General features: G+C 60.2%; 14 protein-coding genes. 11 read left to right on the forward strand and 3 right to left on the reverse strand.

The window, feature by feature from the left end; genetic code table 11:
* The first annotated feature begins 36 nt into the window (after positions 1-36).
* From HBJ59_RS05780 to HBJ59_RS05800, 5 genes are all read left to right on the forward strand, one after another.
* Positions 37-414, forward strand: a complete 378-nt coding sequence (locus HBJ59_RS05780; protein WP_167662972.1) for a gamma-butyrobetaine hydroxylase-like domain-containing protein — start codon at positions 37-39, stop codon at positions 412-414.
* A gap of 249 nt (positions 415-663) precedes the next feature.
* Positions 664-2,343: a class II poly(R)-hydroxyalkanoic acid synthase gene (gene phaC / locus HBJ59_RS05785; RefSeq protein ID WP_076018087.1), complete on the forward strand. Its 1,680-nt coding sequence runs from the start codon at positions 664-666 to the stop codon at positions 2,341-2,343.
* Positions 2,344-2,469: 126 nt separating this feature from the next.
* Positions 2,470-3,315, forward strand: coding sequence for a poly(3-hydroxyalkanoate) depolymerase (phaZ, locus tag HBJ59_RS05790; RefSeq protein ID WP_076018088.1), 846 nt, complete (start codon positions 2,470-2,472; stop codon positions 3,313-3,315).
* Positions 3,316-3,416: 101 nt separating this feature from the next.
* Complete coding sequence (gene phaC, locus HBJ59_RS05795; protein WP_167662973.1) at positions 3,417-5,099, forward strand: class II poly(R)-hydroxyalkanoic acid synthase; 1,683 nt, start codon at positions 3,417-3,419, stop codon at positions 5,097-5,099.
* A gap of 27 nt (positions 5,100-5,126) precedes the next feature.
* A complete protein-coding gene (locus tag HBJ59_RS05800) occupies positions 5,127-5,747 on the forward strand; it encodes a TetR/AcrR family transcriptional regulator (protein ID WP_167662974.1) in 621 nt (206 codons plus the stop codon).
* 172 nt (positions 5,748-5,919) lie between these two features.
* Here the strand turns inward: HBJ59_RS05800 and HBJ59_RS05805 are convergent, their stop codons facing one another.
* From HBJ59_RS05805 to HBJ59_RS05815, 3 genes are all read right to left on the reverse strand, one after another.
* On the reverse strand, positions 5,920-6,930 hold the full coding sequence (locus HBJ59_RS05805) for a phasin family protein (RefSeq protein ID WP_167662975.1): 1,011 nt from the start codon (positions 6,928-6,930) through the stop codon (positions 5,920-5,922).
* A gap of 12 nt (positions 6,931-6,942) precedes the next feature.
* Positions 6,943-7,365: a phasin family protein gene (locus tag HBJ59_RS05810; protein WP_076018092.1), complete on the reverse strand. Its 423-nt coding sequence runs from the start codon at positions 7,363-7,365 to the stop codon at positions 6,943-6,945.
* Between the two features lie 105 nt (positions 7,366-7,470).
* The gene (locus HBJ59_RS05815; RefSeq protein ID WP_076018093.1) at positions 7,471-7,746 is read right to left on the reverse strand and encodes a polyhydroxyalkanoic acid system family protein; all 276 of its coding nucleotides are present in this window, start codon (positions 7,744-7,746) and stop codon (positions 7,471-7,473) included.
* 143 nt (positions 7,747-7,889) lie between these two features.
* Here HBJ59_RS05815 and ubiE point away from each other — a divergent pair, with 143 nt between their 5' ends.
* From ubiE to HBJ59_RS05845, 6 genes are read left to right on the forward strand one after another with little or no spacing between them, the layout of a single operon-like run.
* Entirely contained in the window at positions 7,890-8,660 is a 771-nt protein-coding gene (ubiE, locus tag HBJ59_RS05820) for a bifunctional demethylmenaquinone methyltransferase/2-methoxy-6-polyprenyl-1,4-benzoquinol methylase UbiE (RefSeq protein WP_003209306.1), read from the forward strand.
* Positions 8,660-9,283, forward strand: coding sequence for an SCP2 domain-containing protein (locus HBJ59_RS05825; RefSeq protein ID WP_167662976.1), 624 nt, complete (start codon positions 8,660-8,662; stop codon positions 9,281-9,283). The genes ubiE and HBJ59_RS05825 overlap by 1 nt, the downstream gene beginning before the upstream one ends.
* Positions 9,280-10,884 carry a ubiquinone biosynthesis regulatory protein kinase UbiB gene (ubiB, locus tag HBJ59_RS05830; protein WP_167662977.1) on the forward strand — a complete coding sequence of 535 codons (1,605 nt, stop codon included), beginning with the start codon at positions 9,280-9,282 and terminating at the stop codon, positions 10,882-10,884. The genes HBJ59_RS05825 and ubiB overlap by 4 nt, the downstream gene beginning before the upstream one ends.
* A gap of 41 nt (positions 10,885-10,925) precedes the next feature.
* Positions 10,926-11,318 carry a phosphoribosyl-AMP cyclohydrolase gene (gene hisI / locus HBJ59_RS05835; protein ID WP_010169173.1) on the forward strand — a complete coding sequence of 131 codons (393 nt, stop codon included), beginning with the start codon at positions 10,926-10,928 and terminating at the stop codon, positions 11,316-11,318.
* A gap of 2 nt (positions 11,319-11,320) precedes the next feature.
* Entirely contained in the window at positions 11,321-11,653 is a 333-nt protein-coding gene (locus HBJ59_RS05840) for a phosphoribosyl-ATP diphosphatase (protein WP_017478214.1), read from the forward strand.
* Positions 11,654-11,678: 25 nt separating this feature from the next.
* Positions 11,679-11,957, forward strand: coding sequence for a twin-arginine translocase TatA/TatE family subunit (locus HBJ59_RS05845; protein WP_076018096.1), 279 nt, complete (start codon positions 11,679-11,681; stop codon positions 11,955-11,957).

The following is an 11,957-nucleotide window of genomic DNA, read 5'->3' on the forward strand; positions in this document are numbered from 1 at the left end:
CGGTTCCTTCAGGATCATCTCTGAGCGGTTCCCCAAATGACCAAACTGCCTACCGCGATCAACCTGCACAAAGCCTCCAAGACACTGGGCCTTACCTACGGTCCTGACGAGGTGTATCAACTGCCCGCCGAATTTCTTCGGGTGCACTCCCCCTCCGCCGAGGTCCAGGGCCACGGCAAACCGATCCTGCAATTTGGCAAGCTCAATGTCGGTTTGACCAAGATTGAACCCGCCGGCCAATACGCACTGAAATTGACCTTCGACGATGGCCATGACAGTGGATTGTTCACCTGGGACTACCTCTATCAACTTGCCGTGCGTCAGGACGCGCTGTGGGCTGACTATCTTGCCGAACTGAAAGCCGCCGGAAAAACCCGCGACCCGAACCAGTCGGTCGTGCGGCTGATGCTCTAGCTCAGGCCTCTTGCTCATTAGTGGGCATTTTCTAATTTCATCTGCTTGAATGCCCCTCTGTCGTGGCCAACGATTGGCCCGCTTGCGAAAAAAATTAAACTCGGGTAACCAATGGAACTGGCAAGTTCCCTGCATTTGACGATGCGGTATTAACGGTCACCCGAGCAGTAGTACCAGGCTGTGCTGTGTGGCAAGTAGTGGTACACAGCGGTACCCGGTACTCGTCTGTCGGACAATGGAGCGTCGTAGATGAGTAACAAGAACAACGATGACTTGAAACGCCAGGCCTCGGAAAACACCCTGGGGCTGAACCCGATCATCGCGTTACGGAAAAAGGATTTACTGGCATCCGCTCGGATGGTGCTGACCCAGGCCATCAAACAACCGTTGCACAGCGTCAAGCACGTCGCCCATTTCGGCGTCGAATTGAAGAACGTGGTGTTCGGCAAATCACAGCTGACACCCGAGGCCGACGACCGTCGTTTCAACGACCCGGCGTGGACCCAGAACCCGCTCTACAAACGTTACCTGCAAACCTACCTGGCGTGGCGCAAGGAGCTGCACGACTGGATCGGTGACAGCAACCTGTCGGAACACGACATCAGCCGCGGCCACTTCGTCATCAACCTGATGACCGAAGCCATGGCGCCCACCAACAGCGCGGCCAACCCGGCGGCGGTCAAACGCTTCTTTGAAACCGGCGGCAAGAGCCTGCTGGATGGCCTGTCCCACCTGGCCAAGGACATGGTGCACAACGGCGGCATGCCGAGCCAGGTCAACATGGGCGCCTTTGAAGTGGGCAAGAGCCTGGGCACCACCGAAGGCGCCGTAGTGTTTCGCAACGATGTGCTGGAGCTGATCCAGTACCGGCCGATCACCGAGCAGGTGTACGAACGCCCGCTGCTGGTGGTGCCGCCGCAGATCAACAAATTCTATGTATTCGACCTGAGCCCGGACAAGAGCCTGGCGCGCTTCTGCCTGCGCAATAACCAGCAGACATTTATCGTCAGTTGGCGCAACCCGACCAAGGCCCAGCGCGAGTGGGGCCTGTCGACCTATATCGAGGCGCTGAAAGAAGCGGTCGATGTGGTGAGCGCGATTACCGGCAGCAAAGACATCAACATGCTCGGCGCCTGCTCCGGCGGCATCACCTGCACCGCCCTGCTGGGCCACTACGCGGCGCTGGGCGAGAAGAAGGTCAACGCCCTGACCCTGCTGGTGAGCGTGCTGGACACCACCCTGGACACCCAGGTGGCGCTGTTCGTCGACGAACAGACCCTTGAAGCAGCCAAGCGCCATTCCTACCAGGCCGGTGTGCTGGAAGGCCGCGACATGGCCAAGGTGTTTGCCTGGATGCGCCCCAACGACCTGATCTGGAATTACTGGGTCAACAACTACCTGCTGGGCAACGAACCGCCGGTGTTCGACATCCTCTTCTGGAACAACGACACCACCCGCTTGCCGGCCGCGTTCCATGGCGACCTGATCGAGCTGTTCAAGAACAACCCGCTGATACGCGCCAACGCCCTGGAAGTGTGCGGCACGCCGATCGACCTGAAGCAGGTCACCGCCGATATCTATTCCCTGGCCGGCACCAACGACCACATCACGCCGTGGCAGTCCTGCTACAAGTCGGCGCAGCTGTTTGGCGGCAAGGTCGAGTTTGTGTTGTCCAGCAGCGGGCATATCCAGAGCATCCTGAACCCGCCGGGCAACCCCAAGTCGCGCTACCAGACCAGCGACACGATGCCGGGCAAGGCGCTGGACTGGCAGGAGAATGCCACCAAGCACACCGACTCGTGGTGGCTGCATTGGCAGGCGTGGCAGGCGGAGCGCTCGGGCAAGTTGAAGAAGGCGCCCGCAAGCTTGGGTAATAAAGCGTACGCAGCGGCTGAAGCGGCGCCGGGCACTTATGTACATGAACGATAAAGCACACACACTTTTGTGACTGGAACTCGGTCAATGTGGGAGCGGCGGTGCGACGATTCGACTTGCTCGCTCCCACACTGACTGAGTTCAGACAGGGAATAGCGCGCCATTTTGCAGGGTAAGCCCATGCCGCAACCGTTCATCTTCCGTACCATCGACCTGGATGGCCAAGCCATCCGCACAGCGGTACGCCCGGGCAAGCCTCACTTGACGCCGCTGCTGATTTTCAACGGCATCGGCGCCAACCTTGAGCTGGTGTTTCCGTTCGTCCAGGCCCTGGACCCGGACCTGGAAGTGATTGCCTTTGATGTGCCGGGCGTCGGCGGTTCGTCGACCCCCAGCCGGCCTTATCGCTTTCCCGGCCTGGCCAAGCTCACCGCGCGCATGCTCGATTACCTGGACTATGGCCAGGTCAACGTGGTGGGCGTTTCCTGGGGCGGGGCGCTGGCGCAGCAGTTCGCGTATGACTACCCGGAGCGCTGCAAGAAGCTGATTCTCGCCGCCACCGCCGCCGGCGCCTTTATGGTACCGGGCAAACCGAAAGTATTGTGGCTGATGGCCAGCCCCCGGCGTTATATCCAGCCGTCCCATGTGGTGCGCATTGCCCCGATGATCTACGGCGGCTCCTTCCGTCGGGATTCGAAGCTGGCCGCCGAACACGCCAGCAAAGTGCGTTCGGCCGGCAAGCTGGGTTACTACTGGCAACTGTTCGCCGGGCTTGGCTGGACCAGCATCCACTGGCTACACAAGATCAAGCAACCGACCCTGGTGCTGGCTGGCGATGACGACCCGCTGATCCCGCTGATCAACATGCGCATGCTGGCCTGGCGCATACCCAACGCCCAACTGCACATCATCGACGACGGTCATCTGTTCCTGATTACCCGGGCCGAGGCTGTGGCGCCGATCATCATGAAATTTCTCCAGGAGGAACGCCTGAGGGCGGTGATTCACCCGCAACCCGCACTTTAGACGGCGGCGGTCAGGACGACCGCGCCGCGCAACTTGGCCAGAACCGACTATGGTTCTGAATTGGCGTGCTTGTTGATGGCTTGACGAAGGAGTGTTGGCGCATGCGAGAAAGACCCGTATCGAACCCGGTGCCCACACCCGCCGCGTTCATCAATGCACAAAGCGCGATCACCGGCCTGCGCGGCCGGGATTTGCTCTCGACTCTGCGCAGCGTTGCCGCACATGGCTTGCGCAACCCGGTGCACACCGCCCGCCACGCCCTGAAGTTAGGCGGGCAATTGGGCCGTGTGCTGCTCGGAGAAACGGTGCACGAGCCGAACCCGGCCGACAGCCGTTTCGCCGACCCGACCTGGCAGCTCAACCCGTTTTATCGGCGCAGCCTGCAAGCCTACTTGAGCTGGCAAAAACAAACCCGCCACTGGATCGACGACAGCAACCTGAGCGCCGACGACCGGGCCCGGGCGCAATTTGCCTTTTCCCTGCTCAACGATGCAGTGTCGCCGTCCAACACGTTGCTCAACCCGCTGGCGATCAAGGAGTTGCTCAATTCCGGCGGCAACAGCGTGGTGCGTGGCGTCAGCAACTTTTTCGATGATCTGCTGCACAACAATGGCTTGCCGCGGCAGGTCACCAAGCAGGCCTTTGAAGTCGGCAAGACGGTGGCTACCACGCCCGGCTCGGTGGTTTTTCGCAACGAACTGCTGGAGTTGATCCAGTACAAGCCCATGAGCGAAAAACAGTACGCCAAGCCGCTGCTGGTGGTGCCGCCGCAAATCAACAAGTACTACATTTTCGACCTGAGCCCGAACAACAGCTTCGTCCAGTTCGCCCTGAAAAACGGCCTGCAAGTATTCATGGTCAGCTGGCGCAACCCGGATGTACGCCACCGCGAATGGGGCCTTTCCACCTACGTAGCGGCTTTGGAAGAAGCGCTGAACGTGTGCCGCGCAATCACCGGCGCCCGCGAGGTCAACCTGATGGGCGCCTGCGCCGGTGGCCTGACCATCGCTGCGCTGCAAGGCCATCTGCAGGCCAAGCGCCAGTTGCGCCGCATCTCCAGCGCCAGCTACCTCGTGAGCCTGCTGGACAGCCAGATTGACAGCCCCGCCACCCTGTTCGCCGACGAACAAACCCTGGAAGCCGCCAAGCGCCGTTCCTATCAACAAGGCGTGCTCGACGGCCGCGACATGGCCAAGGTGTTCGCCTGGATGCGTCCCAACGACCTGATCTGGAATTACTGGATCAACAACTACCTGCTGGGCAAGGAACCTCCGGCGTTCGACATCCTGTACTGGAACAATGACAACACCCGCCTGCCCGCCGCGCTGCATGGCGACTTGCTGGACTTCTTCAAGCACAACCCGCTGAGCCATCCCGGTGGCCTGGAAGTCTGCGGCACGCCCATCGACTTGCAGAAGGTCACGGTGGACAGCTTCAGCGTGGGCGGGATCAACGACCACATCACGCCGTGGGACGCGGTGTACCGCTCCACCCAACTGCTGGGCGGCGACAAGCGCTTCATTCTGTCCAACAGCGGGCATATCCAGAGCATCCTCAACCCGCCAGGCAATCCCAAGGCGAACTACGTCGAGAACCTCAAGCTGAGCAGCGACCCGCGTGCCTGGTACTACGACGCCGCTCATGTCGAGGGCAGTTGGTGGCCCAATTGGCTGGCGTGGATCCAGCAGCGCTCCGGTGTGCAGCGCGAAACCCTGACCGCCCTGGGCAACCAGAATTACCCACCGATGGAAGCGGCGCCGGGCACGTATGTGCGGGTCCGCTGAGCCCAACCTAGACCTTAAGAAGACTGGATGAAGACCCGCGACCGTATCCTTGAATGTGCCTTGCAGTTGTTCAACCACAAGGGCGAGCCGAACGTGTCGACCATGGAGGTGGCCAATGAAATGGGGATCAGCCCCGGCAACCTCTATTACCACTTCCATGGCAAGGAGCCGCTGGTGCTCGGGCTGTTCGAGCGTTTCCAGGCCGAGTTGGCGCCGTTGCTCGACCCGCCCGAGAACGCGCAACTGGCGGCCGAGGATTACTGGCTGTTTCTGCACCTGATCGTGGAGCGCATGGCGCACTACCGGTTTCTGTTCCAGGACTTGTCGAATCTGGCGGGGCGCTTGCCGAAACTGGCCAAGGGTATTCGCACCTTGCTGACGGCGCTCAAGCGCACCCTGGCCTCGTTGCTGGCCAGGCTCAAGACGGATGGGCAATTGGTCAGTGACACCCAGGCGCTGGGGCAGTTGGTGGAACAGATCACCATGACCCTGCTGTTTTCCCTGGATTACCAACGGATTCTCGACCGTGCAGGTGAGGTGCGGGTGGTGGTGTACCAGATCATGATGCTGGTGGCGCCGCATCTTTTGATGCCGGCGAGGATGGCGACGGAGCGGTTGGCGCTCAGGTACCTGGACGACGCGGACTAAAATGTGGGAGCGGGCTTGCTCGCGAAGGCGGCGTGTCAGCCAATACATAAGCTGACTGATACACCGCCTTCGCGAGCAAGCCCGCTCCCACATTGGATTTGTGTCGTTCTGTAGATTCCATAAAAAACGCCCGACCTTTCCAGGCCGGGCGTTTTTATGTGTCCTGCAAAAATCAGGACTGACTGGTAGGCGTCGGGGTTGCCGGCGTTGCAGTCGGGGTAGCGGCAGCGTGGGTCGGTGGGGTCACCGAGTTGGTCGCTGGCGCCGGGGTTGCAGGCTTGGCCGCTACCGCTGGCTTTGGCGCTGCTGGCTTTTTGGCTACGGCAGGCTTCTTCGCCGCGGCCGGTTTGGCAGCCGGCTTGGCAGCTACAGGTTTTGCAGCCGCAGGTTTCGCGGCGGGTTTTGCAGCGACCGGCTTGGCTGCAGGTTTCGCAGCGGCTGGCTTGGCAGCAGGTTTAGCGGCAGCGGTTTTAGCCGCTGGCTTGGCTGCGGCTTTTGCTGCCGGCTTGGCGGCTGGTTTTGCCGCAGGTTTTGCAGCTGCTTTAGCGGCCACTGGTTTAGCGGCAGGCTTGGCGGCCGGTTTAGCCGCTGCGGTTTTAGCCGCAGGCTTGGCAGCCGGTTTTGCAGCAGCTTTGGCCGGCGCTTTAGCGGCTGGCTTGGCTGCCGGTTTGGCGGCGGCCTTGACCAGCGGTTTAGCGGCGGTTTTTGCAGCAGGTTTGGCCGCTGCAGTTTTCGCGGCCGGCTTGGCAGCCGGTTTAGCCGCTGCGGTTTTAGCCGCAACGGGCGCAACTTTCACGCCGGTGAGTTTTTCGATTTGCTTGGTCAATGTATCGACCTTGCTGTGCAGCGCTTTCACTTCAGTACGGCTAGGCACGCCCAGTCGCGAAATGGCACTGTTCAGGCGCTTATCGAAAGCCCCTTCCAGTTCGCCCCACTTGTCGCTGATACGCGATTTGGCAGAACCGGCGGAAGCTTTTGCCGCATCGACTTGTTTACCCACTGTGCTCTTGGTCAACTTCTCGGCCTTCTCGCCGTCTTTAACCAAAGTCTCGAAGTATTTACCGCCGTCACTGCTCACCTTCGAGTACACGCCTAAACCGGCCAGCCAGATCTTGCGGGAGTATTTTTCAACTTCCCCGATCCACGAGCTGCCTTCTTTATCAGTAGTCTTTTTACCAGCCATCCCGTTGTCTCCTTAGTGTTTACGCGCGACACGTTCGAGCAATGCCGTTAGCTCATCGAGCTTAGCAGAGAGTGTCTCCACGTCATGTTTAGACGGAATGCCGATCCGATTCAAGGCACTTCCAACACGACTATCAAAAGCGCTTTCAACTTTATCCAGTTGCACTTCGACTCGACCTTTGACGCCGAAGAGTTCGCTCTTGACTTGATCAATCTGACTGTTGGCCGCACCAAGTTGTTCAATCACAACTTTTTTGCCTTTACTTTCAACATGTTGACCAGTCTTAACGAGTTCCTTGAAGTACTCGGCGCCCTCGCTGCCGACCTTGGCATAAGCCCCCAAACCGGCCAGCCAGATCTTGCGGGCATAGGATTTAACGTCGATCAGGGCGTTAGTTCCGGTAGCAATTTTTTTCTTCAAAATAACTTTGGCCATGGTGCACCTCACGCATAAAGGGGGGAGGAACTGCCCACAGAAGTTGAGGGCTTGGGCACAAAGTAGGCAGAAAAATTAGAATCGGCACCCTAAGAAGGACGAAAATCAGGCCAGGGCTTTATCCAGCGCCTTCTCGATTTCGGACTTTATGGTGCCACTCATGGCGGACATCAACAGGCCCAGTTCGACTTCGATGCGCAGGGAATCCTCAGCCACTTTCACGGTGCCTTTAACTCCCGAGCGTTTGAGATTCAGTGTGTCGCCGACCCACGAAGACTCCAGGCCATATTGATCCTTGAGTTTGCTCGCCAACTTGTCGGCTTTTTCGCGGGCAGCGTCTTTACCCAGTGTGTGGGCACGTTCAACCTGTATACGGGCCATTTGAATGACTCCTCGTTATAGAGACTTGTCGACCCGCCATGCGGCAAAAGGTCTCGGTGGCCACCTATCTTACCTTCAGCCTTGCCAAGACAAAGCATGCCTTGGGGATTAGAATGCCCCCATTCTCTTTTGGTGACAGCGATATGACTGATCAGCGCAAAGGCAGCGATGCCGAACCCACCACTCACTTCGGCTTCAAGAACGTCCCGGAAAGCCAGAAAGCGGAAAAAGTCGCCGAGGTGTTTCACTCGGTAGCCGCCAAGTACGACTTGATGAACGACGTGCTGTCCGGCGGCATGCACCGCCTGTGGAAGCGCTTCACCATCGAGTTGTCGGGTGTACGCACCGGCAACCGGGTGCTGGATATCGCCGGCGGCACGGGCGACCTGGCGGCCAAGTTTTCCAAGCTGGTGGGCCCGACTGGCCAAGTGGTATTGGCCGACATCAACGGCTCGATGCTCAAGGTCGGTCGCGATCGCCTGCTGGACAAAGGCGTGGCGGGCAATATCGAATTCGTCCAGGCCGACGCTGAAAAGCTGCCATTCCCGGACAACCATTTCGACTGCGTCACCATCGCCTTCGGCCTGCGTAACGTGACCCACAAGGAAGACGCCCTGCGCTCCATGCTGCGCGTACTCAAGCCCGGCGGTCGCCTGCTGGTGCTGGAGTTCTCCAAGCCGACCAACGCATTGATGTCCAAGGTCTACGACACCTACTCGTTCGCCTTCATGCCGTTGATGGGCAAGCTGATCACCAATGACGCCGAAAGCTATCGCTACCTGGCCGAATCGATCCGCATGCACCCGAACCAGGAAACCCTGAAGTCAATGATGGTAGAGGCCGGTTTCGACCGCGTGACCTACCACAACATGACCTCGGGCATCGTTGCCCTGCACCGCGGCATCAAGCCCTGATGTTGTTCGCAGGCCTTCTCGCCAGCGTCGAACACGGCCTCAACCGTGTGCTGCGCCTGGACAGCACCGCCCTGGCACGGTTGGCGCACCTGAACGGCAGGATCATCGCCGTCGATTGCACCAGCCCCGCCTTGCAGCTGTTTATCCTGCCCAGCGATGAAGGCCTGTTGCTGGCGTCCCATTGGGCCGCCGATGCCGACTGCACCCTGCGTGCTTCCGGCTCAAGCCTGCTGCGCCTGGCCCTGAGCCGGGACAAGACGGCGATCCTCCATGGTCCGGACGTGGAACTTGAAGGCGACAGCGCGGTGCTGATGGACCTGGCCGCCGTGCTGCAAGACCTGGAACTGGACTGGGAGTACGAGCTGTCCCGTTGGCTCGGCCCGGTGGTCACCCAACTGATCAGCGGTCACCTGCGCAGCCGCACGCGCTGGTACCAGCAGGGTTTCGCCAGCCTGAACCAGAACCTCGCCGAATACCTGAGCGAAGAATCGCGCACCTTGGTCGGACAACGGGAAGCGGAAGCGCGCTTTCGTGAACTCGACCAGGCCAAACTCGACCTGGAACGACTTGAGGCGCGCTTCGAGCGCCTGAGCCGCTCCCTTGATTCAAGCGATAACGCATGAAGCTGCTCGCCGTCCGCCGTTTGTTTCGTATCCAGCGCGTCGTAATCCGCTACCGCCTCGATGACCTGCTGTTCGCCCTGCCGCTGCCGTGGTTCCTGCTGGCGGTGCGCTATGTGTTGCCGTGGCGCTGGTTCCCGCGCAAAACCCTCGAACTGAGCCGTGGCGCGCGCCTGCGCCTGGCGTTGCAGGACCTGGGGCCGATCTTCATCAAGTTCGGGCAGATTCTCTCCACCCGCCGCGACCTGTTGCCCGAAGACATCGCCGACGAGCTGATGTTGTTGCAGGACCGCGTGCCGCCATTCGACTCGCAACTGGCGGTCACGTTGATCGAGGAACAGCTGGGCAAGAAGATCAGCGAAGTTTTCAGCCGCTTCGACATTGCGCCATTGGCTTCGGCCTCGGTGGCCCAGGTGCATGCCGCGCAGTTGAAAAGCGGCGAAGAAGTAGTGGTGAAGGTGATCCGCCCGGGTCTCAAGCCGATCATCGGCCAGGACCTGGCGTGGCTGTTCATCCTCGCCCGCGCCGCCGAGCGCTTCTCGGCCGACGCGCGCCTGCTGCACCCGGTTGACGTAGTGCTGGACTACGAAAAAACCATCTACGACGAACTCGACCTGCTGCGCGAAGCGGCCAATGCCAGCCAGCTCAAGCGCAACTTCGAAGGCTCGCAGCTGCTGTACGTGCCGCAGGTCTATTGGGACTGGTGCCGCCCGAAAGTGCTGGTGATGGAGCGCATCTACGGCGTGCAGGTCACTGACCTCGCGACCCTGGCCGACCAGCGCACCGACATGAAAATGCTTGCCGAGCGCGGTGTGGAGATTTTCTTCACCCAGGTGTTCCGCGACAGCTTCTTCCACGCCGACATGCACCCCGGCAACATCTTCGTCAGCACCGTAAACCCGTGGAGCCCGCAGTACATCGCGATCGACTGCGGCATCGTCGGCAGCCTGACCCCGGAAGACCAGGATTACCTGGCGCGTAACCTGTTTGCCTTCTTCAAGCGTGACTACCGTCGCGTGGCGCAGTTGCACATTGATTCGGGCTGGGTGCCGGCTGAGACCAAACTCAACGAATTCGAAGCGGCGATCCGCACCGTGTGCGAGCCGATCTTTGAAAAACCGTTAAAAGATATTTCCTTCGGTCAGGTGCTGATGCGCCTGTTCCAGACGGCGCGGCGCTTCAATATGGAAGTGCAGCCGCAGCTGGTGCTGTTGCAAAAGACCTTGCTGAACATCGAAGGCCTGGGCCGCCAGCTGTACCCGGACCTGGACCTGTGGAACACCGCCCAGCCGTTCCTCGAGCGCTGGATGCGTGACCGTGTCAGCCCGAAAACCCTGCTGGGCAACCTGCAAAGCCAAGTCGAGCAACTGCCGCACCTGGCCAACATGACCCGCGACCTGCTGGAGCGCATGTCCCAGCCCCACGCCAACGACCCGCCGCCGCCGTGGCACAAGCGCAAGGACGACTGGTTCCTGCGCCTGTTGGGCGCCGCGCACCTGGTGGGCGGCACGATACTGGCCGCCGGCGGTCCGCTGAACGAACTGGGCCACTGGCCGGCTGGCATCATGGTCGCCGTGGGCGTGTATCTGATCGTGCGTCGATAGCCAATCCGGTTATACACTGTCGCAAATTGCCGGAGCCGAAAATGAAAGACTGGCTGGACGAGATCAAGTGGGACAGTGACGGCCTGGTGCCGGCCATTGCCCAGGACTACAAGACCGGGCGCGTGCTGATGATGGCCTGGATGAACCGCGAGGCCCTGAGCCTGACCGCCGCCGAGAACCGTGCCATTTACTGGTCACGTTCCCGTGGCAAACTGTGGCGCAAGGGCGAAGAGTCCGGGCACGTGCAAACCCTGCATGAGATGCGCATCGACTGCGACGCCGATGTGGTGATCCTCAAGGTCGAGCAGATCGGCGATATCGCCTGTCATACCGGCCGTCACAGCTGCTTCTACCGCGTGTTCGAAAACGGCGAGTGGAAGACCGTCGAGCCCGTGCTCAAAGACCCGCACGCTATTTACTCGGCAGGACACTGAACATGACCGATACCCTGAACCGCCTGGCCCAGGTGCTGGAAGACCGCAAAGGCGCGGCCGCCGACAGCTCTTATGTCGCCAGCCTGTACCACAAGGGTCTGAACAAGATTCTGGAAAAACTCGGCGAAGAGTCCGTCGAGACGATTATTGCTGCCAAGGACGCGCAAATCAGCGGCGACTGCAGCGACGTGATCTACGAAACTGCCGACTTGTGGTTCCACAGCCTGGTCATGCTCGCCCAACTGGGGCAGCATCCACAGGCAGTGCTTGATGAACTGGACCGTCGCTTCGGCTTGTCCGGGCATGCCGAAAAGGCCTCGCGCCCGTCCGCCTGACCAACTTTTACAGAGGAATTGCAGCATGGGCATTTTTGACTGGAAACACTGGATCGTCATTCTGGTAGTGGTTGTTCTGGTGTTCGGCACCAAGAAGCTGAAAAACCTCGGCACCGACGTCGGTGAGTCGATCAAGGGCTTTCGCAAGGCCATGAACGACGACGAAAAGCCTGCCGACCCTACCGTGAACCCGGTGCCACCGGCGCAGCCTGTGCACCCGCAGGCCACTCAGCCGATCACTGAACGTCGCACCTTCGACGTACAGGCCGAGCACGTCAAAGAGCAGAACCAAAAAGACTCGTGA

The sequence above is a fragment of the Pseudomonas sp. AN3A02 genome, from assembly GCF_011765255.1.
Taxonomy (GTDB): Bacteria; Pseudomonadota; Gammaproteobacteria; order Pseudomonadales; family Pseudomonadaceae; genus Aquipseudomonas.

Excerpts from the sequence above, each read along its gene's own strand:
- HBJ59_RS05780 (WP_167662972.1), top strand. The coding sequence starts at position 37 with ATGACCAAACTGCCTACCGCGATCAACCTGCACAAAGCCTCCAAGACA.
- HBJ59_RS05805 (WP_167662975.1), bottom strand. The coding sequence starts at position 6,930 with ATGGCTGGTAAAAAGACTACTGATAAAGAAGGCAGCTCGTGGATCGGG.
- HBJ59_RS05845 (WP_076018096.1), top strand. The coding sequence starts at position 11,679 with ATGGGCATTTTTGACTGGAAACACTGGATCGTCATTCTGGTAGTGGTT.
- phaZ (WP_076018088.1), top strand. The coding sequence starts at position 2,470 with ATGCCGCAACCGTTCATCTTCCGTACCATCGACCTGGATGGCCAAGCC.
- HBJ59_RS05815 (WP_076018093.1), bottom strand. The coding sequence starts at position 7,746 with ATGGCCCGTATACAGGTTGAACGTGCCCACACACTGGGTAAAGACGCT.
- HBJ59_RS05800 (WP_167662974.1), top strand. The coding sequence starts at position 5,127 with ATGAAGACCCGCGACCGTATCCTTGAATGTGCCTTGCAGTTGTTCAAC.
- phaC (WP_076018087.1), top strand. The coding sequence starts at position 664 with ATGAGTAACAAGAACAACGATGACTTGAAACGCCAGGCCTCGGAAAAC.
- ubiE (WP_003209306.1), top strand. The coding sequence starts at position 7,890 with ATGACTGATCAGCGCAAAGGCAGCGATGCCGAACCCACCACTCACTTC.
- ubiB (WP_167662977.1), top strand. The coding sequence starts at position 9,280 with ATGAAGCTGCTCGCCGTCCGCCGTTTGTTTCGTATCCAGCGCGTCGTA.
- HBJ59_RS05840 (WP_017478214.1), top strand. The coding sequence starts at position 11,321 with ATGACCGATACCCTGAACCGCCTGGCCCAGGTGCTGGAAGACCGCAAA.
- hisI (WP_010169173.1), top strand. The coding sequence starts at position 10,926 with ATGAAAGACTGGCTGGACGAGATCAAGTGGGACAGTGACGGCCTGGTG.
- phaC (WP_167662973.1), top strand. The coding sequence starts at position 3,417 with ATGCGAGAAAGACCCGTATCGAACCCGGTGCCCACACCCGCCGCGTTC.
- HBJ59_RS05810 (WP_076018092.1), bottom strand. The coding sequence starts at position 7,365 with ATGGCCAAAGTTATTTTGAAGAAAAAAATTGCTACCGGAACTAACGCC.
- HBJ59_RS05825 (WP_167662976.1), top strand. The coding sequence starts at position 8,660 with ATGTTGTTCGCAGGCCTTCTCGCCAGCGTCGAACACGGCCTCAACCGT.